21 protein-coding genes are annotated in these 24,791 nt (G+C 71.3%); 15 read left to right on the top strand and 6 right to left on the bottom strand.

Going from position 1 to position 24,791, the window contains the following annotated elements; genetic code table 11:
- Positions 1-8: 8 nt before the first annotated feature.
- The 6 genes from lpdA to ACQPZX_RS09205 all read left to right on the top strand — a co-directional run bounded on the left by lpdA (position 9) and on the right by ACQPZX_RS09205 (position 7,068).
- Entirely contained in the window at positions 9-1,400 is a 1,392-nt protein-coding gene (lpdA, locus tag ACQPZX_RS09230) for a dihydrolipoyl dehydrogenase (RefSeq protein ID WP_433377153.1), read from the top strand.
- Positions 1,401-1,439: 39 nt separating this feature from the next.
- Positions 1,440-3,371, top strand: coding sequence for a 2-oxoglutarate dehydrogenase, E2 component, dihydrolipoamide succinyltransferase (sucB, locus tag ACQPZX_RS09225; protein ID WP_433377151.1), 1,932 nt, complete (start codon positions 1,440-1,442; stop codon positions 3,369-3,371).
- An 82-nt stretch (positions 3,372-3,453) separates the two neighbouring features.
- Complete coding sequence (locus tag ACQPZX_RS09220) at positions 3,454-4,359, top strand: TIGR01777 family oxidoreductase (RefSeq protein ID WP_433377148.1); 906 nt, start codon at positions 3,454-3,456, stop codon at positions 4,357-4,359.
- A gap of 32 nt (positions 4,360-4,391) precedes the next feature.
- Positions 4,392-6,254: a DUF2079 domain-containing protein gene (locus ACQPZX_RS09215; RefSeq protein ID WP_433377146.1), complete on the top strand. Its 1,863-nt coding sequence runs from the start codon at positions 4,392-4,394 to the stop codon at positions 6,252-6,254.
- Positions 6,255-6,274: 20 nt separating this feature from the next.
- Positions 6,275-6,904 carry a lipoyl(octanoyl) transferase LipB gene (gene lipB / locus ACQPZX_RS09210; protein ID WP_433377143.1) on the top strand — a complete coding sequence of 210 codons (630 nt, stop codon included), beginning with the start codon at positions 6,275-6,277 and terminating at the stop codon, positions 6,902-6,904.
- Positions 6,904-7,068 (top strand): peptide ABC transporter substrate-binding protein, encoded by a 165-nt coding sequence (locus ACQPZX_RS09205; RefSeq protein WP_433377141.1) that lies wholly within the window; start codon positions 6,904-6,906, stop codon positions 7,066-7,068. Before lipB ends, ACQPZX_RS09205 begins: the two co-directional genes overlap by 1 nt.
- On the opposite strand, the gene ACQPZX_RS09200 is transcribed toward ACQPZX_RS09205, so the two are convergent.
- Both ACQPZX_RS09200 and aspS read right to left on the bottom strand, forming a co-directional pair.
- Complete coding sequence (locus ACQPZX_RS09200; protein ID WP_433377138.1) at positions 7,065-8,219, bottom strand: PQQ-binding-like beta-propeller repeat protein; 1,155 nt, start codon at positions 8,217-8,219, stop codon at positions 7,065-7,067. The two genes, ACQPZX_RS09205 and ACQPZX_RS09200, sit on opposite strands and share 4 nt — an antisense overlap.
- A gap of 9 nt (positions 8,220-8,228) precedes the next feature.
- Positions 8,229-9,482: an aspartate--tRNA(Asn) ligase gene (gene aspS, locus ACQPZX_RS09195; RefSeq protein ID WP_433377136.1), complete on the bottom strand. Its 1,254-nt coding sequence runs from the start codon at positions 9,480-9,482 to the stop codon at positions 8,229-8,231.
- Between the two features lie 379 nt (positions 9,483-9,861).
- Between aspS and lipA the strand changes: the two genes are divergently transcribed.
- Together lipA and ACQPZX_RS09185 are read left to right on the top strand one after the other, a co-directional pair.
- Entirely contained in the window at positions 9,862-10,758 is an 897-nt protein-coding gene (gene lipA / locus ACQPZX_RS09190) for a lipoyl synthase (protein WP_433385116.1), read from the top strand.
- A gap of 192 nt (positions 10,759-10,950) precedes the next feature.
- Positions 10,951-11,916 carry a hypothetical protein gene (locus tag ACQPZX_RS09185; RefSeq protein WP_433377133.1) on the top strand — a complete coding sequence of 322 codons (966 nt, stop codon included), beginning with the start codon at positions 10,951-10,953 and terminating at the stop codon, positions 11,914-11,916.
- A gap of 93 nt (positions 11,917-12,009) precedes the next feature.
- On the opposite strand, the gene ACQPZX_RS09180 is transcribed toward ACQPZX_RS09185, so the two are convergent.
- A complete protein-coding gene (locus ACQPZX_RS09180) occupies positions 12,010-14,862 on the bottom strand; it encodes a helix-turn-helix transcriptional regulator (protein ID WP_433377130.1) in 2,853 nt (950 codons plus the stop codon).
- 53 nt (positions 14,863-14,915) lie between these two features.
- Complete coding sequence (locus tag ACQPZX_RS09175; protein ID WP_433377127.1) at positions 14,916-15,101, bottom strand: hypothetical protein; 186 nt, start codon at positions 15,099-15,101, stop codon at positions 14,916-14,918.
- A gap of 169 nt (positions 15,102-15,270) precedes the next feature.
- On the opposite strand from ACQPZX_RS09175, the gene ACQPZX_RS09170 reads away from it, so the two are divergent.
- A complete protein-coding gene (locus ACQPZX_RS09170) occupies positions 15,271-15,963 on the top strand; it encodes a DUF4191 domain-containing protein (RefSeq protein ID WP_433377125.1) in 693 nt (230 codons plus the stop codon).
- Positions 15,964-16,021: 58 nt separating this feature from the next.
- Here the strand turns inward: ACQPZX_RS09170 and ACQPZX_RS09165 are convergent, their stop codons facing one another.
- Positions 16,022-16,450, bottom strand: coding sequence for an RDD family protein (locus ACQPZX_RS09165; RefSeq protein ID WP_433377123.1), 429 nt, complete (start codon positions 16,448-16,450; stop codon positions 16,022-16,024).
- Positions 16,451-16,669: 219 nt separating this feature from the next.
- Between ACQPZX_RS09165 and glnA the strand changes: the two genes are divergently transcribed.
- The 4 genes from glnA (at position 16,670) to ACQPZX_RS09145 (ending at position 20,437) form a co-directional block, all read left to right on the top strand.
- Positions 16,670-18,094, top strand: a complete 1,425-nt coding sequence (glnA, locus tag ACQPZX_RS09160; protein ID WP_433385113.1) for a type I glutamate--ammonia ligase — start codon at positions 16,670-16,672, stop codon at positions 18,092-18,094.
- A gap of 170 nt (positions 18,095-18,264) precedes the next feature.
- Positions 18,265-18,417: a hypothetical protein gene (locus ACQPZX_RS09155; RefSeq protein WP_433377121.1), complete on the top strand. Its 153-nt coding sequence runs from the start codon at positions 18,265-18,267 to the stop codon at positions 18,415-18,417.
- A 296-nt stretch (positions 18,418-18,713) separates the two neighbouring features.
- Positions 18,714-19,367, top strand: coding sequence for an SMI1/KNR4 family protein (locus ACQPZX_RS09150; RefSeq protein WP_433377118.1), 654 nt, complete (start codon positions 18,714-18,716; stop codon positions 19,365-19,367).
- Positions 19,368-20,053: 686 nt separating this feature from the next.
- A complete protein-coding gene (locus ACQPZX_RS09145) occupies positions 20,054-20,437 on the top strand; it encodes a nuclear transport factor 2 family protein (RefSeq protein WP_433377116.1) in 384 nt (127 codons plus the stop codon).
- Here the strand turns inward: ACQPZX_RS09145 and ACQPZX_RS09140 are convergent.
- Positions 20,418-20,774 (bottom strand): VOC family protein, encoded by a 357-nt coding sequence (locus tag ACQPZX_RS09140; protein WP_433377113.1) that lies wholly within the window; start codon positions 20,772-20,774, stop codon positions 20,418-20,420. The two genes, ACQPZX_RS09145 and ACQPZX_RS09140, sit on opposite strands and share 20 nt — an antisense overlap.
- A gap of 54 nt (positions 20,775-20,828) precedes the next feature.
- On the opposite strand from ACQPZX_RS09140, the gene ACQPZX_RS09135 reads away from it, so the two are divergent.
- Together ACQPZX_RS09135 and ACQPZX_RS09130 are read left to right on the top strand one after the other, a co-directional pair.
- Positions 20,829-21,746: a helix-turn-helix transcriptional regulator gene (locus tag ACQPZX_RS09135; RefSeq protein ID WP_433377110.1), complete on the top strand. Its 918-nt coding sequence runs from the start codon at positions 20,829-20,831 to the stop codon at positions 21,744-21,746.
- Between the two features lie 2 nt (positions 21,747-21,748).
- Entirely contained in the window at positions 21,749-24,790 is a 3,042-nt protein-coding gene (locus ACQPZX_RS09130) for a BTAD domain-containing putative transcriptional regulator (RefSeq protein WP_433377108.1), read from the top strand.
- Position 24,791 lies beyond the last annotated feature (1 nt).

The raw sequence follows: 24,791 nt of genomic DNA, 5'->3' as shown, positions 1-24,791 counted from the left end.
GAGTCAACGTGAGCCAGCCGAACGGCGGAACCTTCGACATCGTCATCCTCGGCGCCGGCAGTGGTGGTTACGCGGCCGCTCTGCGCGCTGCCGAGCTCAACCTCTCCGTAGCGCTGATCGACAAGGCCGAGCTGGGCGGCACCTGCCTGCACCGCGGCTGCATCCCGACCAAGGCGCTGCTGCACGCGGCCGAGGTCGCCGAGCAGACCCGCGAGGCCGAGCAGTTCGGCATCAAGGCCGAGCTCCTGTCGATCGACATGGCCGGGGTGAACGCGTACAAGGACGGTGTCGTCGCCCGCCTGTACAAGGGCCTGACCGGCCTGCTCACGCACAACAAGAACATCACCGTGGTGGCCGGCGAGGGCAAGCTCGTCGCCAAGGACACGGTCGAGGTCGCGGGCCAGCGCTACACCGGTCGCAACGTCATTCTTGCCAGCGGCTCCTACTCGCGCTCGCTGCCCGGCCTCGAGGTCGACGGCAAGCGGGTCATCACCAGCGAGCACGCGCTGCGGCTCGACCGCGTGCCCGCCTCCGCGATCGTGCTCGGCGGCGGCGTGATCGGCGTCGAGTTCGCCAGCGTGTGGAAGTCGTTCGGCGCCGACGTGACCATCCTCGAGGCGCTGCCCCGGCTGGTCGCGGCGGAGGACGAGGAGATCTCGAAGCAGCTGGAGCGCAACTTCCGCAAGCGCAAGATCAACTTCAAGGTCGGCAAGCCGTTCGAGAAGGTCGAGCACACCGACAACGGCGTGCGCGCGACCATCCAGGGCGGCGAGACGGTCGAGGCCGAGGTGCTGCTGGTCGCGGTCGGCCGCGGCCCGACGACCCAGGGCCTCGGCTACGAGCAGCAGGGCGTCACGCTCGACCGCGGCTTCGTGATCACCAACGAGCGGCTGCACACGGGCGTCGGCAACATCTACGCCGTCGGCGACATCGTCCCGGGCCTGCAGCTCGCGCACCGCGGCTTCGCCCAGGGCATCTTCGTGGCCGAGGAGATCGCGGGCCTGCGCCCGGCGGTCATCGACGAGGCCGGCATCCCCCGGGTCACCTACTGCGACCCCGAGATCGCCTCGATGGGCCTGACCGAGGCCAAGGCCAAGGAGAAGTACGGCGACGACAAGGTCACGACGTACAACTACAACCTCGGCGGCAACGGCAAGAGCCAGATCCTCAAGACCACGGGCTTCGTCAAGCTGGTGCGCCTCGACGAGGGCCCGGTGCTCGGGGTGCACATGATCGGCGCGCGGATGAGCGAGCAGGTCGGCGAGGCGCAGCTGATCTACAACTGGGAGGCTTTCCCGGAGGAGGTCGCCCAGCTGGTGCACGCTCACCCGACGCAGAACGAGGCGCTGGGCGAGGCGTTCCTCGCGCTCGCCGGCAAGCCCCTGCACGCACACAGCTGATCTACTTATCGAAGACGTAGCGGTTAAGGAGTTCTGAGAATGCCGGTATCGGTCACCATGCCGCGGCTGGGTGAGAGCGTCACCGAGGGCACCGTCACTCGCTGGCTGAAGCAGGAGGGCGAGCGGGTGGAGGCCGACGAGCCGCTGCTCGAGGTCTCCACCGACAAGGTCGACACGGAGATCCCGTCGCCGGCCGCGGGCGTGCTCACCCGCATCGTCGTCGGCGAGGACGAGACGGCCGACGTCGGCAGCGAGCTCGCGATCATCTCCGGCGACGGCGAGGACGCCGGCGCGTCGACGCCGGCCCCGGCCGCCGAGCAGGAGGCCGCCCCGCAGCAGGAGGCCGCCCCGCAGCAGGAGGCCGCCCCGCAGCAGGAGCAGGAGGCCGAGCCCGAGCCGCCCGCGCCGACCACCCCGTCGACCGAGAAGCCGGTCGAGGAGGAGGCGCCCGAGCCGCAGCAGGCTTCCGCTCCCGCCTCGTCGGGCGAGGGCACCGAGGTCAAGATGCCGGCGCTCGGCGAGAGCGTCACCGAGGGCACCGTGACCCGCTGGCTCAAGCAGGTCGGCGACACCGTCGAGGTCGACGAGCCGCTGCTCGAGGTCTCCACCGACAAGGTCGACACCGAGATCCCGTCGCCGGTGGCCGGCACCCTGCTCGACATCAAGGTCGCCGAGGACGAGACGGCCGACGTCGGCGCCGTCCTCGCGGTCGTCGGCGCCGCTGGTGGCGCCCCGGCCGCCCCGGCGCCGCAGCAGGCGCCCGCGCCCAAGCAGGAGCAGGCCCCCGAGCCTGCTCCGCAGCAGGAGGCCCCCAAGCAGGAGGCCCCCAAGCAGGAGGCACCCAAGCAGGAGGCACCCAAGATCGAGTCGGCGCCCGCGCCCTCGTTCGCCCCGGGCGACTCCTACGCGGAGCCGTCGGCCGAGGCCGAGGTGGCCAAGGACCCGTCGGCCGCCGAGCGCGACGCCGAGCCCGCCGCCGCGTCGGCCACCCCGACCCGGGAGGCCACCCAGGCCAACGGCGCCGGCGACGCCGGCTACCTGACGCCGCTGGTGCGCAAGCTCGCCGCCGAGAAGGGCGTGGACCTCTCCAGCCTGAACGGCACCGGCGTCGGCGGGCGCATCCGCAAGCAGGACGTGCTCGACGCGGCCGCCGCCGCGGAGAAGGCCAAGGCGGCGCCCGCCCCCGCGGCCCAGCCCGCCGCCGCCAAGCCGGCTGCCGCTCCCGCCGCCAAGCCGGCCCCGAGCCCGCTGCGCGGCCGTACCGAGAAGCTGACCCGCACCCGGGCCACGATCGCCCGCCGCATGGTGGAGTCGCTGCAGATCTCGGCGCAGCTCACCACCGTCGTCGAGGTCGACCTCACCCGCGTCGCCCAGCTGCGCAACAAGGCCAAGGCCGACTTCCAGGCCAAGCACGGCGTGAAGCTGACCTACATGCCGTTCCTGGCGCTGGCCACGGTCGAGGCGCTCCAGCAGCACCCGGTGGTCAACTCGTCGATCGACGTGGAGGCCGGCACGGTCACCTACCACGACGGCGAGCACCTGGGCATCGCGGTCGACACGCCGAAGGGCCTGATCGTCCCGGTGATCCGCGACGCCGGCGACCTCAACCTGGCCGGGCTGGCCAAGCGGATCGCCGACGTGGCCGAGCGCACCCGCAACAACAAGATCAGCCCGGACGAGATCTCGGGCGGCACGTTCACGCTGACCAACACCGGCAGCCGGGGCGCGCTGTTCGACACGCCGATCATCAACCAGCCGCAGGTCGGCATCCTCGGCACCGGCGCGCTCGTCAAGCGGGCCGTGGTCCTCGACGACCCCGAGCTGGGCGAGATCATCGTGCCGCGCTCGATGATGTACCTGGCGCTGAGCTACGACCACCGGATCGTGGACGGCGCCGACGCCGCCCGCTTCCTGGTGACCCTGAAGGAGCGCCTCGAGGGTGGCCACTTCGAGGCCGAGCTCGGCCTCTAAGACAGATCGCCGAAGGGGCGTGCCGGGGTCTCCGGCGCGCCCCTTCGTTTTGAACGGGTTCGAATAAGGGCATCATGGAGCCATGCGGATCCTGATGGCCGGCGCGTCCGGCTTCCTCGGCACGCGCTTGTCCGACCGGCTCGCCGGGGCCGGGCACGAGATCACCCGTCTCGTCCGGCGGCCCGCCGGGAAGCCGGACGAGAAGACCTGGCAGCCGTCGCAGGGGCAGATCGACCCCGCCGTCGTGGCCGCCGCCGACGTGGTGGTCAACCTGTCCGGGGCCAACGTCGGGACCCACCGCTGGACCGCCCACTACCGCGGCGTGCTGCGCTCGAGCCGGCTCGACACCACCGGCACCCTCGCCCGCGCCATCAAGCAGCTGCCCGCCGCCGACCGGCCGCGCGTCATGCTCCAGGCCTCCGGCGTCGGCCGCTACGGCGACACCGGCGACCGGCCCGCCACCGAGGAGGCGCCGGCCGGCAAGACGTTCCTGGCCGACCTGTGCCAGGTCTGGGAGGCGGCGGCCCGCCCCGCCGAGGACGCCGGCACCCGGGTCGTGCTGCTGCGCACCGCGCCGCTGCTGGACGCGAGCGGCGGCATGCTCAAGCCCCTGATGATCCCGTTCCGGCTGGGCGCCGGCGCCAAGCTCGGCGGCGGCCGGCAGTGGATGGCGTGGATGGCGCTGGCCGACTGGCTGGGCGCGACCGAGTTCCTGCTCGACCGCGAGGACATCGCCGGCCCGGTCAACATGGTCAGCGCCGTGCAGTGCACCAACGCCGCGTTCACCCGGGCGTTCGGCCGGGCGCTGCGCCGGCCGGCCGTGCTGACCGTGCCCGGCTTCGCGCTCGACCTCGCCCTGGGCGGGCTGGCCGAGGAACTGCAGATCAGCCAGCGCGTCGTTCCCGCGGTGCTGGAGAAGGCCGGTTTTCACTGGTCGTATCCGGACATCGACGCGGCCCTGCGTGTCGCACTCGATACTTCGCACTAGGCGAAGGGCTTTCGCTTGCTAACCTGCCGCTGATGTCTGTCGCCGCGCCCGCACCCCGAACCACCGAGGACCGCCCGGCCCCGCCGCGCGCCGTCCCGGTTCTCCGCCGTTGGCGGCCGCACCTTCTCGTCGCCGTGGTCGCGCTCGCCCTCGCGGTGTACGTGACCCACGGGCTGTGGCGGCAGCCGTACACCCAGACCATCGGCGAGAACGTGGGCGACCAGACGTTCTTCGAGTGGGTGCTGGCGTACGGCGTGCACATCCTGCGCGACGGCGGCAATCCGTTCTTCACCACCATGATGAACTCGCCGCTCGGGGTGAACCTGGCGGCGAACACCTCGATCACCGTGGACGCGATCCTGTTCGCCCCGCTCACCATCCTGGCGGGCCCGCAGGTCACGTTCGCGACGATCCTCACGCTCAACCTGGCCGGCTCCGCCTTCGCCTGGTACCTGTTCCTCGGCCGCTGGGTGACCCGCAACCGAGCCGCCGCCGCGATCGCCGGGCTGTTCTGCGGCTTCGCGCCCGGCTTCGTCTCGCACGCCAACGGCCACGTCAACTGGACCTCCGGCTGGGTCGCGCCGCTGGTGCTGTGGTGGCTGCTGAAGCTGGCCGAGAAGGGGCGCTGGCTGCGCAACGGCCTGGTCCTGGGCGTCATCCTCGGCTGCTCGTTCACCATCGCCGCCGAGGGGCTGTTCTTCACCGCGCTGGCCGGTGGGGTCTTCGTCATCGCCTGGTCGGTGCCGCGGGCGCACCGCGAAGAAGCACGGCAGGCGCTGCCGACCGTGCTGGCCGGGCTCGGCGTCGCCGCCGTGGTGGCTTTCGCGCTGCTGGCGTACCCGCTGTACATGCACTTCGCCGGGCCGCAGACGTTCGCCGGGACCGGCTTCAACCAGCGGCACTACGCCGAGGACGTCGCGGCCTACTTCTCCTACTCCGATCGCACCCTCGCGGCCAAGGTCGGGCTCGGCAACAACCTCGCGGCCAACTCCACCGAGCAGACCTCGTTCTTCGGGCTGCCGCTGATGATCCTGATCGTCGCGTCGTTCGTGCTGCTCCGGCGGCGTTCCGGGCCGGGACGCCGGGCGACGCTGCTGGCGCTCGCGATCACCGGCGGCGTATTCATGGTGATCTCCTTCGGGCCCCGGCTGCGGATCTTCGGCGCCGAGACCGACATCCCGCTGCCGTACGCGTTGCTGCAGCGCCTGCCGCTGTTCGACTCGGCCCTGCCGCTGCGGTTCTCGCTCGTGCTCGTCGGCGTCTTCGGCGTGATCCTCGCGATGCTCGCCGACATGCTGCTCGACCGGGCCGACGCTCCGGACCCGGTGCACGCCCCGTTCGCGGCCGCGTTCACCTTCGCGCTGCTGCCGCTCTTCCCGCTGCCGCTGCTCACCTCGCCCCGCGCGCCCGAGCCCGAGTTCATCTCCGCCGGCCACTGGAAGCAGTACGTGCCCGAGGGCGGGACCCTCACCGCGCTGCCGTTCGCGACCAACGTGGCCGGCGATGCCCAGCGCTGGCAGGCGTACACGATGGCTCGCGGGGGACGGCAGTTCCGGATCCCGGACGGGTATTTCCTCGGTCCCGATGTCGGCGGAGCCGGCGAGAAGGGCCGCATCGGCGCGGTGCCGCGCCCCACCGACTGGCTGTTCCTGCGCGCCGCCCTGTACGGCTACGTCCCGCAGCTGACGAACTGGGATCGGGCGACGGCGCGCGAGGACTTCGCGTACTGGGACATCGACGCGGTGTTCCTGCCCGCCGAGATCACCGGGGCGCACGGGATGCTGCACCACACCGCGGTCGAGCTCACCGCGACCGAGTTGCTGGGCGCGCCCGAGCAGGTCGACGACGTGCTGGTGTGGCGCATTCGGCCCGGCGTGGATCCGATCGATCGCTGACGCGGGGCTATGTTGGGGGCGTGACAACCTCCACGCTCACCGTGCTGCGCCCCGGCCTGGTCGACTACCGCGAGGCCTGGGCCGAGCAGCGCCGCCTGCACGACGCCGTGGTGGCGGGCGACCAGCCCGACACCATCCTGCTGCTGGAACACCCCAGCGTCTTCACCGCGGGCAAGCGCACCGAGCCCGCCGACCGCCCGATGGACGGCACCCCCGTCGTCGACGTCGACCGCGGCGGCAAGATCACCTGGCACGGGCCGGGCCAGCTGGTCGGCTACCCGATCCTCCGCCTGGCCGACCCCATCGACGTGGTGGCCTACGTGCGCCGGGTCGAGCAGCTGCTGATCGACGTCTGCGCCGAGTTCGGCGTCGCCACCGACCGGGTCGAGGGGCGCAGCGGCGCCTGGGTCCGCGCCGACGACCGCGGCCCCGACCGCAAGATCGCCGCGATCGGCATCCGGGTGGCGCGCGGGGTGACCCAGCACGGTTTCGCGCTCAACTGCGACTGCGACCTCTCGGCGTACGACCGTTTCGTGCCCTGCGGGATCCGCGACGCCGGGGTGACGTCGCTGAGCGCCGAGCTCGGCCGGGACGTCCCGGTGGCGGAGGTGCTGCCGGTGGTCGAGAAGCACTTGCCTACCCTGCTCTGATGGCTCTCTACCGCGATCCGCGCGACCGCCGGGTCTTCGTGCCCAAGAAGGGCGGCGGGGTGGCGCTGAATTTCGGCCACCCCATCGCCTGGGCGATCCTGGTCCTCACCACGATCATCCCGCTGGCGATCGTCGCCATCGTGACCATCGGCGTCCTGGCCTAGAGGGCCCAGACCGTCACCGTCGGCGCGCCGGTCAGGCAGGCCAGCCACTCGCCGGAAGTCGTGCAATCCCCAGGCGCGCCCACCGGCAGCACGCCCAGCGACCCGCCGTCCTCGAGGCGGGTCACCACCGTGCGATCGCCGTCGAAGCGCAGCAGCAGATCGCCCGCCAGCAGGCCGCGTCCCAGCTCGGACCGCACCGCGCCGGTCGCCGGGTCTATCCGCGCCACCCGGGAGTCCGCGCCCACCGCCAGCCCGTCCGGGCCGATCGAGCGCCACCGCGGACTGGTCCAGCGCGCCTGGCCGTCCGCCGGATCGAGGGCCGTCGCCCCCCGCTCGCCGGTCACGCAGATCAGCGGACCGCAGGGGCCGAGATACTGCGGCGCCAGGATCCGGGCCCGCCACCGGGGGGTGAGCTGCGGCATCGCGTACGCGGCGACGAAGGTCTGCGAGTGCAGGTAGAGCGCGTCCCCGACGATCTCCGCCGTGCTGATGTCGAGGGCGTTGCCGATCCCCCACGCGTACGGGTCCACGCCCAGCTCCCGCGGAGCCGAAACCGGCGTGCCGTCGGCGGCCGAGTAGACCGTGCCCCGGCCTCGCACGTCGACGGCGAGCACGTACCGATGCGCCGCGTCCATCTCGAGCGCCAGCACCGAGGCCGCCCGCTCCCACCGCACCCGCCCGTCGGCGAGATCGGCCATCCGGAGCATGCCGTCGTCCAGCTCCCCGTGGACGACCCGGTCGCCGAACACCCGGGCCACGCTGAGGTTGCCGGTGCGCCAGCGCTCCCGGCCCGTCCGCGCGTCCAGGAACGTGACGCCGCCCTGCGCGCCCCGCCAGACCGCCAGCGTCGAGCCGTCGCCCTCGAACCGGAGTCCCGGCCGCTGCACCACAAGCGCCGTCCTCCATCGTGGACCGCCGGCCGTGAGCGGGACGGCCTGCACCCCGGTCGCGTCCACCGTGTAAAGCGCGTCCGCCGTGAGCAGATGCGCCGTGACGGTCCGGGCGCCGGTGTCGGTAACCGTGTCGATCCGGCTCCGCGCCGACGGCGCCGCCCCGCCGAGGATCAGCAGGAGCAGCGCCATCGGCACGACCTTGAGCATCCCGAGCCGCGGCCGCGAGGTCGGCGGCGCGGCATCGAGGTCGATCAGCACGGCCTCACATTACGGCGCGATGCGGTGCAGGTCGCGGGGGAACGCGGTCACCTCGCGCACGTTCGCCACCCCGAGCAGCCGCGCTACCAGCCGTTCCAGGCCGATCGCCCAGCCGCCGTGCGGCGGCATCCCGTACCGGAATCCGTCGAGATAGCCCTCGTACGGCTCGAGCGGCTCGCCGGCCGCGGCCAGCGCCGCGACGTAGTCCTCGTACCGGTGCAGCCGCTGCCCGCCGGTCACGATCTCGAGGCCCCGGAAGAGCAGGTCGAACCCGTTCGAATGCTCGGGAGCGGCCGGGTCCGGATGTGTGTAGAACGGCCGCTTCCGCATCGGGTATCCGGTCACGTACACGAACTCGGAGTCGTGCTCGTGCCGCGCCCACTCGCCCAGCGCCCGCTCGTAGGCCGGCGTCATGTCGCCCTCGCCGGCCGGCGCGCCCACGATCCGCAGCGCCTCGGCGAACGACACCGACGGGATCTCCGACGGCACCTTGGGCGTCTCGACGCGGGCACGCTCGGCGACCGTCGCCATCATCACGCCGAGTGTGCGGGTGAGCGTCGCCATCACGTCGCGATGGTCGGTCACGAAGCCCATCTCGGCGTCCAGCGACGTGTACTGGGCCAGGTGGCGGGCGGTGTCGCTGGGCTCGGCGCGGAACACCGGGCCGATCTCGAAGACCCGTTCGAAGACGCCGACCATCAACTGCTTGTAGAACTGCGGCGACTGCGCCAGGTAGCCGGGGCGCCCGAAGTAGTCGATCCGGAACACGTCGGCGCCGGATTCGGTGGACGAGCCGACGATCTTGGGCGTGTGGATCTCGACGAAACGTTGCGCTTCCAACGCCGTACGGAATCCGGCGGAAGCCGCGGCCGCGACCCTCAACGCCTGCCGCCGCACCGGATGCCGCAGCGAAAGCGCGGCGTGGTCGAGCTGGGTGGGCAGGCTCGCGCTCAGCGCGGGGCGATGTGTTTCAAACGGCAGCGGTACGTCCACAGCCGACAGCACCCGGATGCGCGGGGAGGTCAGCTCGACCCCGCCCGGTGCCTGCTCGCTGGCGGTGACCGTGGCCTCGACCTCGACCACGCTCTCCTCGGTGAGCTCGCGGGCCTGCTCGTGACCCACGATGACCTGGGCGAGCCCTTCGGCGTCGCGGACGATCAGGAAGGCCACCGACTTGAGAACTCGTACGCGATGAACCCAGCCGGCGATGGTGACGACCTCGCCTGTCCACGCACGGAGCTCGGTGGAGAGGATGCGTTGCATGGGTGGAACCTCCTCTGGTGACTGCAACGCGGCCCCAGGGAGGTGTGGGCGAGCGGGATCCTCGCGGTGCCACCACACCTTCGCGCCTTGCGGCGCCTCTTGTCGTGCTCGGCTCAGGAGTGTCTTCACGCCCCGGCGCACGGGCCGCCATCACAGCGAAAGGCGGCTCTCTCGGCCGGCGTATCGGGGGCTACTTGGTTCCCTCAGTGCCGTTCCGCGGGACGTTAACAGCAGGCGACCTGCGGGGAAACCGAATTACCAGGATGTGGAGTGAGCGCGGTCACATCGCGGGCCGAGTGAGCCTCGTCGCCCCTGTCTAGGCAGGGGCCTATTCAGGCGTAATCTCGGGGCTGTGACTATTGCTCCCGAGGGCCGCCGCATGCTGCGCATCGAAGCGCGCAACGCCGAAACTCCCATCGAGCGGAAGCCTCCGTGGATCAAGGTCAAAGCCAAGATGGGCCCGGAGTACACCCAGATGCGCGGCCTCGTGCAGAAGGAAGGCCTGCACACGGTCTGCCAGGAAGCGGGCTGTCCCAACATCTACGAGTGCTGGGAAGATCGCGAGGCGACCTTCCTGATCGGCGGCGACCAGTGCACCCGCCGGTGCGACTTCTGCCAGATCGACACGGGTAAGCCGGCCGAGTTCGACGCCGACGAGCCGCGCCGGGTCGGCGAGTCCGTCGCCACCATGGGCCTGCGGTACGCGACGGTCACCGGTGTGGCCCGCGACGACCTCCCCGACGGCGGCGCCTGGCTGTACGCGGAGACCGTCCGCCAGATCCACAAGCTCCAGCCCGGCTGCGGCGTCGAGCTGCTGATCCCCGACTTCAACGCCGACCCGGCCCAGCTGGCCGAGGTCTTCGGCAGCGCGCCCGAGGTGCTGGCGCACAACGTCGAGACGGTCCCGCGCATCTTCAAGCGCATCCGCCCCGGCTTCCGCTACGAGCGCTCGCTCGACGTGATCACCCAGGCCCGCGCGGCCGGCCTGGTCACCAAGAGCAACCTGATCCTCGGCATGGGCGAGGAGCGCGCCGAGATCTCCCAGGCGCTACGCGACCTGCACGGCGCGGGCTGCGAGCTGGTGACGATCACGCAGTACCTCCGCCCCACCCCGCGGCACCACCCGGTCGAGCGCTGGGTCAAGCCGGAGGAGTTCGTCGAGCTCCGCGAGGAGGCCGAGCAGATCGGCTTCGCCGGCGTGATGAGCGGCCCGCTGGTGCGCTCGTCGTACCGTGCCGGTCGCCTCTACAAGCAGGCCCTCGAGGCCCGCGGCTAGGGCTTTTACAGCTTTTACAGCCGACCGGCCGATTGGCGATGCCTGCCAATCGGTCCTAACCTTGACCAGTCGGGACAAATGGTTCCCGCACGGGGAGATGCAGACCCGGGCCGAGCTTCTCGGTCACCGTTCGACGGCCCGGTGAGTCAGTGGTGAGACCGACCCCAGCCGATCTGAGTTGGGGGTCCCACCGTGCGCCGGTTGCTGCTCGTCCTCGCCGGCCTGGCGTCCGTCCTGGCGCTCAGCGCCGTGCCGGCCGCCGCCTCGGCCAAGGCCACGTGTGTCCCCAGTTACCGCCATTCCTTCAACGGCGCGGCCGGCACGCTGACGATCACCGGTTCCCCCTGTGCCGGCCAGTCCCAATCCGTGACGCTGGTTTCCTACGCGGCGGGCGCCGCCCAGTTCGTCTACGACTCCGCCACCGGCACGATCACGTCGGCCCACCGGAGCCTGACCCTCAAGGTCACCGTGCCCGGCTGCGCCGCTCAGGTCGACGCCTTCTTCGGCACGGGCCTCAAAACCGAGACCACCAGCGCGGCCGCCCCCTACGGCACCGCCACCCTCGGCTCGAGCGGCCGCTCCACCGGACCGCTGGCCTGGTACGCCGTGGGGGCCACCGCGTGCACGCCCGCCCCCACGGTCACCTACGCCATGGCCTGCGACGGGACCTTCACCGCCACCCTGGCCAACGCCGCCGACGCCAACGTCACGGCCGTCTTCCTGACCGGGAACCGGCGCATCCGCGTCTCCCCCGGGCGCTCCACCACGGTCAAGGTCGCCAGGTCGCAGACCCTGACGGTCCGCGACAGCAGTTTCACCACCCACGTGGCCGTGTGGCGCGCCCCGGCGACCACCTGCACGACCACCGCGCCGGCCGCGACCCCGACTCAGGCGGCCACCACCACCCCGCAGCTCCCAGTCGCCCAGCCCACGATCACGTCGCCGTCGCCGTCCCGGTCAGCGACTCCGACCCACACCTACGCCAACGCCCCCGCCGCTTATCCCCAGATCCCCGACCACACGACCGCCGCCACCGCCGCGGCCAAGACCGGCCTGGGCACCGGCAGCATCATCGCCATCCTCATCGGCCTGCTGATGATCGGCACCGGCGTAGCCGCCATCACCTGGCTGGTCCGCATGAACCGCACCCTCGCCTGAGCGCTTGCCCGCAGCGCCGGCCCGCAGCGCCGCAGCGCCAGCCCGCAGCCCAGCAGCGCCAGCCCGCAGCCCAGCAGCGCCAGCCCGCAGCGCTCAGTCGAGCAACCCCAGCCGGTGCGCGACCGCGGCCGCCTCCACCCGGTTGGCCACCTCGAGCTTCGCGATGATCCGCGAGACGTGCACCGACGCCGTCTTGGGCGATATGTACAGGCTCGCGGCAATCCGGCTGTTGCTCTGCCCCTCCGCCACCAGCCGCAACACTTCCCGCTCGCGGGCCGTCAAGATCTCGGTCCCCGCCGCCACCGCCACGGCCGCTCCCGGCGAGCGCAGCCCCAGCCGCCGGGCCAGGGTGTCCGCCGCCTCCAGCAGCGGTCCCGCCCCCAGCTCGTCGGCGATCGCGTTGACCTCGCTCAACGTCTCGGCCGCCACCCCGCGCGACGCCGCCTGCGCCTCGGCCAGCCCGAGCAGCGCGGCCGCGAGCTCATACCGATGCCCATCGGCCCGCCACGCGTCGACCGCGGCCTGCCACCGCTCCTCCCCGCCGCTCAGCACCGCGGAGACCTGAGCCGCGTAAGCCTTCTCGGCCGGATACAGGCACGGCAGCCGCCCGGCGACCTCCGCCACCTTCCGCGCCAGCTCTTCCCCACCCGGCGCCGCCCGGGCGGCCTGGGCCGACGACAGCAGCAGCGGCCACCCGTACCGGGGTCGCTCGAAGACGCACGGCTCGACCACCGCCGCCCGCGCCGCCTCGGCCGCCGCGACCGGATCGCCCGACTCCAGCGCCAGCAGGATGCGCAGATCCAGCAGGTAAAGCCGGTTCTCGGCCTGCACGTACGGCTTGTTCAGCCACATCGCGGCCCGGTGGATCAGCGTCTCGGCGCCGTCGCTCCCCCGCGCCAGCCGCAGCCAGGCCCGCAACCGCAGCCACGGCAACGCCAGCCGCCCCGGCGGGTCGTGCCGGGCGGCCTCGGCCAGCCGCGCGTCCGCTTCGTTCCACCGGCCGAGCGCGATCAGCGCCTCGGCGTGGTTGGCCAGCAGGAACACCCCGGTCGTCCGGCTGACCCCGACCCGGTCGGCGTCCGGCACCCCCTCGGCGGCCGTCGCCGCGGACTCCTCGTAGCGCCCGATCTCGTAGAGCGAGTCGGAGATGTTGACCAGCGAATGCGACAGGCTGGACAGGTCGCCGGCCGCCCGGGCGCGCTCGGCCGCCGCGTACATGGTCGGCAGCGCCTCCGCCGGCGGCATCCGCCCCGCGCACACCTCGCCGAAGATCACCTCGGCCGCGACCACCGCGGCCAGGTCGCCCTCGTCGGCGGCGGCCGTCTTGGCCTCCTGCGCGATCTCGGTCGCCCGCTCGCCGTCGATGCCCGAATAGACGTGCGCCACCTCGGCCATCAACCGCACCCGGTCGGGACCGGGCGGCGCGAGCCCGAGCAGCCGATGCGCCTCCTGACACTCGGCCGCGCCGTCGCTCTTGCCCGCGTTGCGCAGCAGCTTTGCCCGCCGCAGCAGCAGGCGGGCCGCGCGCATCGGCTCGGCCTCGGCGTCGAGGTCGCCGAGGGCCACCCGGGTCAGCGTGAGCGCCCGCATGTGGTCGCCGGAGTCGATGGCGACCAGGGCCGCCTCCTCCAGCAGGTCGAGGTGCCCGATGCCGAGCAGGGACCCGGCCTCCGGCACGTCCTCCCACAGCTCCAGCACGCGGTCGAGGAGGCGGGCCTGCTCGCCGTACGCGAAACTCCGCCCCGCGGCATCGGCGGCCCGCTTGGCCGAGACCAGCGCCCGCGGGTGATCGCGAGCGGCGTGCCAGTGGTGGGCGATCTCGGCCGGGGCCCGCCCCGCCGAGACCAGCGAAGGATCCTCCTCGACCGCCTCGGCGTAGCGCGCGTGCATCCGGGCGTGCTCGCCCGGCAGCAGGTCGTCGTGGACGGCCTCGCGCACCAGCGCGTGGCGGAACTCGTAGCCCCCGTCGGGGTCGAAGACGATCAGCTGGGCCGCCACGATCGCCCGCAGCGCCGACTCGAGGGCGCCCTCGTCCATCCCCGCGACCCGGAAGAGCAGGTCGTGCCCGAATTTGGTGCCGCCGACCGCGGCCACCCGCAGCACCCGCTGGGCCGGCTCGGGCAGCAGGTCGACCCGGGAGAGCAGCAGGTCGCGCAGGCTGGTCGGGATGTCGCCGCAGGCCGGGTCGGCCGCCGCCGCGAACTGCTCGATGAAGAACGGATTGCCCTGGGCGCGCTCGTTGACGGCGTCGACCGTGGCATCGCGGGGCTCGACGCCGAGGATCTGGGTGAGCATCTCGGCGGTGCCCTCGCGGTCGAGCCGGCCCAGCTCGTGCCGCTGCACGCCGCGCACCCGGTCGAGCTCGGCCAGGAACGGCCGCAGCGGATGACCACGCTGCAGCTCGTCGGTGCGATAGGTCCCGATCAGCAGCATCTGCGGCACGCGGGCCGAGCGCACCAGAAAGGCGATGAGGTCGCGGGTGGCCCGGTCGGCCCAGTGCAGGTCCTCGATGATCAGGACGACGGGCTGCTCGCCCCCGACTCTCTCGAGCAGCGCGCCGACCGACTCGAAGAGCAGGCCGCGCCGGGCGTCACCGGGCTCGGGCGGCGGCCCGAGCTCGGGCAGCAGCCGGGCGAACTCGCGCTCGCGCCCGTCGAGCACCGCCATGCCCTCGGATCGCACCAGCTCGCGCACGGCCGCCGCGAACGGCGCGAAGGGCAGGCCCTCCTCGCCGAGCTCGAGACACTGGCCGGTGAGCACCCGCACCGGCTCGCCGGTGAGCCCGCGCCGGAACTCCTCGACCAGCCGGGTCTTGCCCACCCCCGCCTCGCCGCCCACCAGGACGGTGGACGGCTCGGCGGAACGGGCCCTTTTCAGCGCGTCGCGCAGCGCGCCCAGGTCGGCCTCCCGGCCGACCAGGACCTCGCTGTGCGCGTGCGCTGTCATGAGGTCGAGCATGCCATGGGGGTACGACAAGAATCGCGTCCCTTTTTCGGCGCTCATACGGTGGCGGTCACATGCCCGCCACGCCCCCGCTGCTCCTTGCGCCGCCACCTTCCGAAGCGGCGCGGCCGGTTCGCCTGGGCGGTCCGGGCGCGCTCGTGGTCGGCGGCCACGCGGATCAACTCGTCCACCTTCTGGCGGTGCAGGTCGAGGGTGGTGTTCGGGTCGCTGTAGGGGAACATCTCGGATGCCTTTCGAAGAAGTCGCTTGCTGATGTCATCGACTCTTCGCGTGAAGGCACCCCGCCCACATGAGGCAGCCTCCTCATTTCCGCCCCCAGACCCTCCTTACTAGGGCTCCCGCAGGTGCCCGGCCCGCGTAAGACATCGCCGCACCACTACACTTCCGGGTATGGCACAAGCGCAGGAGAAGGTGTCGTTCGGCGAACGCCTGAAGCAGATCGGTCAGGTGTTCTCGTTCACGGCAAAGCAGGACAAGTGGTTCGTTCCGCTGCTGGTCGCGGCGGTTCTGATCCCGGTCGCGCTCACCGTGCTCGTCGTCCTCCTGACGGGCGGCTACATCTGGATCCCGGTCGGCATCATGGTCACGCTGCTGGCCGCCGTGATCGTGCTCAACCTGCGCTCCAACGCCGCGATGATGAATGTCGCGGAGGGCCAGCCCGGCGCCGCCGCCCAGCTGGTGGAAAACATGCGTGGCGACTGGCGCGTGCGCCCCGCCGCGAGCTCCACCACCAGCTTCGACATGGTGCACGTGGTGATCGGCCGGCCCGGCGTGATCCTGCTCGCCGAGGGCAACCCGCAGCGCGTCCGCGGCCTGCTCGGCCAGGAGAAGAAGCGCCTGTCCAAGGTGATCGGCAACGCCCCGATCTACGACTTCACCGTGGGCACCGAGGAGGGCCAGCTCTCGGTCCGCAAGCTGCGCTCCACCCTCATGCGCCTCCCGCGCAACCTGACCGGCAAGGACGTCAACGCTCTCGACAAGCGGCTCGGCGCCCTCATGGCCCGCCCCCAGATGCCCAAGGGCGCGATCCCGAAGAACATGCGGCCTGCGAAAGGCGCGTTCCGCCAGCAGCGTCAGAGATAAAGCCCGATATCGTACGGCGGGGGCCGGCCCCGCGCCGAGCAGCCACCGACCCGCGTGCTCAGGCGGCGGGTGGTTGCGCTTCGCGGTTGCGTCGCGCCATCACCATCACCGAGCCCGCGGCCCGGTCATGCAGCCCACGACCGTCCCCATCGGAGATCATCGCGGGGATGAGCAGCCCCAGCAGCACAGCGCGCAGCAGCGCCCGCGGGATACCGATCGCCCCGCCGTCCGCGATCGAGACGCACCGGACCCGGGCCAGCGCCATCCCGACCGTCTGTCCGAAAAGGCCGACGAAGAACGCGTGGGCGAGCACGAAGACGGCCAGTTGCGGCCACGGGTTGCTGGCCAGGCTCTCGACCAGGAAGCTGGCGACCAGCGTGGCCGCCGCCCAATCGATCAGCAGCCCCACCAGCCGCCGCCCGAACGACGCCACCTGCGTGGTGGTCAGATCGAGCGGGGGTGGCTTCGGGTCGCTGGTGGTGGCCATGAGGCCAGCGTAACCGGGGAGGTTTGGGCGACCGGGCGCGCGGGCGGTGACGAGCGCGATAGCGTCGACCTGGTCGCGCCCTGCCCGCCGACGCCGTAACACGACGGAAACAATAGGGATACGCCTGGGCAACTCCAGCCCCATAGCGTCGCGACCAGCCTAGCCACGCGGCGGACCCACGCCGCTCCGGTATCGGAATTCATGTGCCAGGAGGACGTGTTGTTCGCCAATCCCGAGGAACTCCTGCGATACCTCAAGGACGAGGATGTCAAGTTCGTCGACGTACGGTTCTGTGACCTGCCCGGTGTGATGCAGCACTTCAACACCCCGGTGGAGTCGTTCGACGACAGCGTCATCACCGACGGTCTCGCCTTCGACGGTTCGTCCATCCGAGGGTTCCAGGCCATCCACGAGTCCGACATGATGCTGCTGCCGGACGTCAGCACGGCCTTCATCGACCCGTTCCGCCAGCAGAAGACGCTGGCGCTGAACTTCTTCATCCACGACCCGTTCACCCGCGAGGCCTACTCGCGTGACCCGCGGAACGTGGCGAAGAAGGCGGAGACCTACCTGGCCTCCAGCGGCATCGCCGACACCGCGTACTTCGGCGCCGAGGCGGAGTTCTACATCTTCGACTCGATCCGCCACTCCACCTCGGCCAACGAGGCGTTCTACCACATCGACTCGATCGAGGGCGCCTGGAACTCCGGCAAGGAGGAGGAGGGCGGCAACCGCGGCTACAAGACCGCGTACAAGGGCGGCTACTTCCCGGTCTCCCCGCTCGACCACTACTCCGACCTGCGCGACTCCATGGTGCGCCGCCTGCTCGACGCCGGCTTCACCGTCGAGCGCTCGCACCACGAGGTCGGCACCGCCGGCCAGGCCGAGATCAACTACAAGTTCTCGACGCTGCTGCACGCCGGCGACCAGCTCCAGCTGTTCAAGTACATCATCAAGAACACGGCCTGGGAGAACGGCAAGACCGCCACCTTCATGCCCAAGCCGCTGTTCGGTGACAACGGCTCCGGCATGCACACCCACCAGAGCCTCTGGCTGGGCGGCGAGCCGCTGTTCTACGACGAGACCGGCTACGCGGGCCTGTCCGACACGGCCCGCTGGTACATCGGCGGCCTGCTCCACCACGCGCCAAGCCTGCTGGCCTTCACCAACCCGACGGTCAACTCGTACCGGCGCCTGGTGCCCGGCTACGAGGCCCCCGTCAACCTGGTCTACTCGCAGCGCAACCGCTCGGCCTGCACCCGCATCCCGGTGACGGGCAGCAACCCGAAGGCCAAGCGCGTCGAGTTCCGAGTCCCCGACCCGTCGAGCAACCCGTACCTGGCCTTCTCGGCCATGATGATGGCCGGCCTCGACGGCATCAAGAACAAGATCGAGCCCCCGGCCCCCATCGACAAGGACCTCTACGACCTCCCGCCGGAGGAGTGGGGCAACGTCAAGCAGGTCCCCGGCTCCCTCGACGCGGTCCTCACGTCCCTGGAGTCCGACCACGAGTACCTGACCGCAGGCGGCGTCTTCACCGACGACTTGATCTCCACCTGGATCGACTGGAAGCGCGCCAACGAAATCGACCCGGTCCGCCTCCGCCCGACCCCGCACGAGTTCGAGATGTACTACAACGTCTGACCCAGACACTGCCAAACGGCGGTCACACCCGGCTCCAGCCGGCGTGGCCGCCGTTTCGCGTATCGGCTCAGGGCCGTTCCTCCAAGCCGTGTTCCAGCTCTTCAGTGGTCGAGTAGTAGGTGGTCGAGGGTCACGGTGAGCACTCGGCCGTGCGGCTCTAGGTCACGGGGATGACAGCCCAGCCGCCGGAGGAGAGCGCGACCAGCACGTCGTCGTCGGCTTCGGATTTGGCCGTGCAAGGAATGGGCGGTACTGAGTTCGGTGGCGAGCTCGCGGGTGAGGACGTCGCGTTGCTGCTGCTCGAAGTCGCCACCGCCGCGTAGGTCCCTCCATGGGTCGGTCAGTGCCAGCCCGCTCGTCATGGGCTCATCGTGTCGCACCCCGGCCCGGACCTCGATCTGATTTGCGTCGGGGAGCGCGACGGGCGCTCGTAAGCTGCTGTCCAACGATGCGCCCGGCGCAATCTCGTACCGAACTCCGTCGTTGCCACCGAACCGAACCCGCCGGCCGCCATGCGCGTTGCTTGTGTACGCCGGGCGCCTGGACTCACCGGCCCGGTGCGCGACTCGAAAGCATCGTTTGCCTGACGTCAGCTCTTTGACAAGGGCAGGATCGCGTCATGGTGGATGAAGTGGAGGGCCTTTGGCGCACCATCGTCGACTGGCTTCGCAGCCATGCGCCTGCGACTGCGGCCCACATCCGCCCGCCGGCTAGCGGCGAGGCGCTTTCATCACTCGCAGCCGCATTGGGGCGCACCCTTCCGGCAGATCTGCACCGATGGTGGCAGCTGGCAGACGGAATGACTGTAGGAGTACTTGACCCGCTGATTCCTTCCCTCTACACACCCTTGCCCGTCGCCGAAGCGCTCAAGAACCGGCAGTTCTCCCTGAGCCTTGACCAGGAGTCCACAGACGCCGATGAGGTCGCCGGAGCACCGAGTTACGGGTTTCATCCGTTGTTCGTCCCGATCGCCGAAGACCACTGCGGGCAAACCATGTTCATCGACCTGCGCGAGGGATCTCAGCACGGCTGCATCGGAGTCTGGGACCACGAGTCGGCGTGGGACGACGGTGTCTACTGGGAGAGTCTCTCCGACATGCTTACCGACGTGCGCGATGCTCTCGTGCATGGCCGGCCGGCCCTCGTTGCCCACGCCGAGCGTCGCCTACAGCACTTTGCCGGCCATGCGGTAGACGCCTCGATCTGGCGTGCGGCGGTCGACTCGGCCGGGCGCTTGGCATGGACACCGCAGGAAGTCGGCTCCCGCCGCTGAGCAAGCTCTGCGGCGAGGGGGTCGGTCATCTACAGCAGGAGGTTGGCACGGCGCCATCGACGCCGAGCAGCCGCCTCGACCATGTGCCCGCCGTTGGCCGCGCGGCAGCCGGCCGCCTGCGCAGCCGCAAGGAACGCCGTGGCCCGCGATCACGTCGCCGACGAACATGGGCGCGGTCACCAAAGCCGGATCGACCGGATGTGGGTCGTCATACGCCATCCCCAACGGCGTCGCGTTGCAGACCAGGTCTCGGCCGCGGGGATCCGGCGGGTCGCTGGACACCCGCCCTCGGCAGCGCCGCGCGCCGTTCGGCCGGGCGCTGTGGTCTGTCTGCGCTTTGACGAAGGCGAGCCCGTCGAGCGGGTCGCCGTGCCAGGTGCCGTCGGGGTTGCGACGCATGACGCTGACCACCCTGAGCATGGCGGCGCGCTCGGAGCTCGTGGCGCAGTGGGCGAACGCCGCGAATTTGTGCGGCATGGTGACGAGGATGCCGTTGTAGTGGCGTTCCTCGAAGGTGCGGGTGAGGCGCCACGGCGAATCGACGTACTTGATGGGAGCCGTGTCGCCCCACTGAGACGGCCCAGGTCGAGGATGCACGACAGGCCCGGCGGGAGGATCTCAGTATGAACGCGAGGAGGGCGGGACGATGAGGTGACGATCGACATCGTCGGGCAGGAGTGAGTGCTATGTATCGGGACGTGGTCGAAGAGCACTGGCGGGCTTCGGAGGCCGGGGACACCGAAGCCGAACATGCCATGTACGCCGGGGACGCGATTCTCGACTATCCGCAGTCGGGCGAGCGGTTCCGCGGCCGGGCGGCGATCGCGGCGCAGCGTGGTGGGCATCCGGCCAATCGGCATTTCACGGTGCTTCGGATCAGCGGCAGCGGCGATCTCTGGGTGAGCGAATGCATCATCAGGTACGACGGGAAGCCCAGTTACTCGGTGAGCGTGATGGAGTTCGCGCACGGGCAGGTCGTGCACGAGACCCAGTATTTCGGGGACCCGTTCGAGGCGCCGGCGTCGCGGGCGGCGCTCGCGGAGCGGATGCCTAGCCGCGGGCGGGAGTGAAGAGGTTGACCAGAGTCCCGTCGGGGTCGCGGAGCAGCAAGGAACGGTTGCCCCACGGCATCGTCGTCGGTTCCTGCACGACATCGCCGACCGTGCCGCGCAGACGGGCGTATTCAGCGTCCACATCGTCCACCCGGAACTCCACGATCGCGGCCCGGTTGTCACCCCGTACGAAAGAAACGGTCTTTGAATTGCCGATGGCCAGCGTCGCGCCGGGCGTGACGATCTCGGCGAAGTCGGGGGTCCAGTGGCGTGCCGGCAGGCCGGTGACCAGCGAGTAGAAGTCGGTGAGGCGGGCCACGTCGTCGGTGATGAGGCGGATCGAGGTGAGATTCATAGGCTGCACGCTAGGAGCAATACCGGGCAGGATCCGCCCGGTATTGTCGATGGTGTGACGCGGCCGACAGCGCGCGTGCTCGCCCTGCTCGAGATCCTGCAGGGCGGCGGCACCCACACGGCGAACGACCTGGCCGAGCGCCTCGGGGTCGACGAGCGGACCGTGCGCCGTTACGCCGAGCACCTCATCGACCTCGAGGTGCCGGTGGCGTCGGTGCGCGGGCGCTACGGCGGCTATCGGCTGATGCCGGGCTTCCGGATGCCGCCGCTCATGCTGACCGACGAGGAGGCGCTCGCCGTGCTTCTGGGCCTGGCGACGGTCAACCAGGAAGCCGCGGAGGCCGCGTCGGCGAAGGTGCGCCGGGTGCTGCCAAAGGCCCTCGCCGCCAAGCTCGGCACACTGTTCGAAAACCAGCCGCGCGAAGGCAAGACGCCCGAGGCGGCGACCATGCTGCGGCTGGCGGAGGCCACCCAGCAGCGCCGGCCGGCCGTGATCGGCTACGTCGACAGCAAGGGGCAACACACCGAGCGGACCATCCACCCGTACGGCCTCGTCGCGAACCGGGGGCGCTGGTACGTAAGCGGTGCGACCGGGAAAGGGATGCGCACCTTCCGGCTCGACCGCATCGAAAACGTGCGACTGACACAGGGCACCTTTGAGGCGGTGCTGACCGAGGCGGCACCCATTGACGTGCCGTGGCGATACCAGGTCAGCGTCCGCGTGCAGGGCGCCGCGGAGGTGGTGCGAAGCCGGCTTCCGCAGGGCATCGCGACTGTCGAGCCGGAGGACAAAGAGCGGGTGCGCGTACGGCTGCGCGCCGAACGCCTCGACTGGCTTCCCGGGGTTCTGGCCGGGCTCGGCCTGCCCTTCGTCATCGAGGAACCCGCCGAATTGCGGCAACTCTGGGCCGACCGCCTCGCCGCTTGGGTGGCGCAGGGCGATTACGGATTGCGGGACCAGGCAGAATCGTAGGCGTGGACATCGCGGTGCTCGGGCCGGTCGAGCTGCGCGGCGGGGGCGGTCAGGCCGTGCCGGTCGCGGGCGCGCGCCTCCGTACGCTGCTGCTTCTGCTTGCCCTGGACGCCAACCGCAACGTCTCCGCGGACCGGTTGATCGACGGGGTCTGGGGTGAGGAGCCGCCGCAGGCGGCCGGCAACGCGCTGCAGGCGCTGGTGTCGCGGCTGCGCAAGGCCGCGCCCGAGCTGACGGTCGAGTCCTCGGCGAACGGCTACCGGCTGGTCATCCACCCCGACCGCGTCGACGCCGTCCGGTTCGCCCGGCTGGCCGAGGAGGCGCCGGCCGAGGCGATCAAGCTGTGGCGCGGGGAGCTCGAGTTCCCCGAGATCGCCCGGGCCGATGCGCGACGGCTCGAGGAGCTGCGGCTGACGGCCCAGCGGAAACATCTGGCGGCGGAGATCGATCGCCGCGACGTCGTACCCGAGCTCGAGGGCTTGCGAGCCGCCCACCCGCTCGACGAGGCGCTGGCCGGCCTGCTCATGCGGGCCCTGCAGGGTCAGGGCAACACCGCCCGGGCGTTGGAGATCTACGCGGAGATGCGGCAGCGGCTCGCCGATGAGCTCGGTGTCGATCCGTCGGCCGAGCTGGCCGCCATCCACCTCGAGCTGCTGCAGGCTCCGGTCAGAAGGGGCAATCTGCCGGCCGAGGTGAGCAGCTTCGTGGGCCGGGAGTCCGACGTGCGCACGGTGCGCACCCTGATCGGCCACAACCGCCTGGTCACGCTGACCGGGCCCGGCGGAAGCGGTAAGACCCGGCTCTCGGTCGAGGTCGGCGCGCGCGAGGAGAAAGAGGTCTGGCGGGTCGAGCTCGCCCCGGTGACCGATCCGGCCGAGGTGCCGCAGGCGATCCTGAGCGCGCTGCGCATGCGGGCGCAAGTGATGATCACCCGGCCGGCGCTGACCGAGGTGTCGTCGCCGCTCACGCGTCTGAGCGAGGCCCTCTCCGGCCGCGAGATGGTGCTGATCCTCGACAACTGCGAGCATCTGATCGCCGCGGCGGCCGAGGTCGCCGACGTGCTTCTGCGGGCGGCGCCACGGCTGCGGCTGCTCGCGACGAGCCGCGAGCCGCTGGGCATCCCGGGCGAGCGGATTCACGCGGTCGAGCCGCTGGCTCTCCCCCCGGTGGGTGCGGACGCTGCGATTGCTTCCGCATTTCCTTCCGTACGCCTGCTGCTCGATCGCGCGGCGGCGTTCGTCCTCGACGACGACAATGCCGAGGCGATCGTACGGATCTGCCGGGCGCTCGACGGGATGCCGCTGGCGATCGAGCTGGCCGCCGCCCGCCTGCGTACCCTGCCGGTCGCGGTGCTCGCCGACCGCCTGGCCGACCGGTTCCGCCTGCTCACCGGCGGCAGCCGGACGGCGCTGCCCCGGCACCAGACATTACGGGCGGTGGTCGACTGGAGCTGGGAGTTGATCGGCGAGGACGAGCGGCGGCTGTGGCGGCAGTTCGCGGTCTTCCACGGCGGCGCCGACGTCGACGCGATCGAGCAGGTCTGCGAGGCCGACCTCGACCTGGTCGGCGCCCTGGTCGACAAGTCGCTGCTGGTCCTCGGACCGGACGGGCGCTACCGCATGCTGGAGACCATCCGCGAGTACGGGCTGGAGCGGCTGGCCGAGGCCGGCGAGTCCGAGTCGCATCGGCTGACCCTGGCGCGGTACCTGCTGTCGCTGGCCGACGAGGCCGAGCCCCGGCTGCGCGCCGCCGACCAGCTGGTGTGGCTACGCCGGCTGGGCGTGGAGCACGACAACATGCATGCCGCGATCCGCGCGGCGGTCGAGGCGGGCGACAAGGCGACGGCCGCCGCGTTCGTGGCCCGGCTGGGCTGGTACTGGTGGCTGCGCGGGCACCGGATGGAGGGCGCGGTCCTGGCCGCCGAGGTCGCCGCGATGCCGGGCGACGCCGAGCCCGAGGATCTGGCGCTCACCCACACCTTCGCGGCGATCAACGGGCTGGAGGGCGCGCTGCCGATCTCCGGGGTGGAGGAGCATTTCCTCCGCGCCGAGGCGAACGGCGCCGGCCCCGACGCGAAGCATCCGGCCCTGCGCCTTCTCAAGCCGCTGGCGGCGATCTTCGACAACCCCGACCCCGACGCCGGCTTCCAGTTGGTCGAGCCGCTCTTCGAGGATCCGGACGCCTGGCTGCGCGCGATCGCCAAGATGATCGTCGCGCACCTGCGGCTGAACTTCGGGCAGAGCGGCGAGGCGGCGGTCGCCGACATGCGGGACGCGCTGGCCGGGTTCCGCTCGATCGGCGAGCGCTGGGGCATGGGGTTCACGCTGAGCGCGCTGGGCGACATGGTCGCGGCCGAGGGCGACTTCGTGCAGGCGGTGCGCTGGCAGCGGGAGGCGGCGGCGCTGATCCGCGAGGTGGGCATCCGCGAGGACATGCCGCAGCTGGAGGCCAAGATGGCGCACCAGCTGTGGCTGGCCGGCGAGCACGACGAGGCGCGCCGGGTGCTCAAGCAGGCGCAGGAGACGGCCGAGGAGATCGCCCTGCCGGAGGTGCTGGCCTCGGTCCAGTACGGCTACGCCACGATCGCCCGGATGAACGGCGACCTCGACGAGGCCCGCGACATGATCACCCGCTCGGCCGGGATGATGTCGAATCCGGCGTTCGCCCCGCAGTTCGGCTCGATGACCCGCAACACGCAGGGCCTGATCGAGGCGGCGGCCGGCGACTTGGAGCGTGCACGCCTCTATCACGACGAGGCGCTGCGGATCGCCGTGCGGTCGAAGGACGCGCCGGTGGTGGCGATGGCGTTGGTCGGCTGGGCCGACCTGGTGCTGCGCCAAGGCGACCCGGCAAAGGCGGCATACCTGCTGGGCGCCGCCGACGCGGTCCGCGGCTCGCGCGACCGGACGGTGCTGGACACCGAGCGGGTGGCCGTCGAGTCCCGCGCCGCACTGGGCGACGCGGGCTTCGACGAGGCCTACCGCCTCGCGGCGGACGTGACGGTGGCGACCGCACTGGAAGCGGCCGGGCTGAGCGCTTTGTGAA

The sequence above is a fragment of the Actinoplanes sp. CA-142083 genome (genome assembly GCF_050942195.1).
Taxonomy (GTDB): Bacteria; Actinomycetota; Actinomycetes; order Mycobacteriales; family Micromonosporaceae; genus Actinoplanes.
Note: the sequence above shows the minus strand (reverse complement) of the source record. Positions and strands in the feature narration are given on the sequence as shown.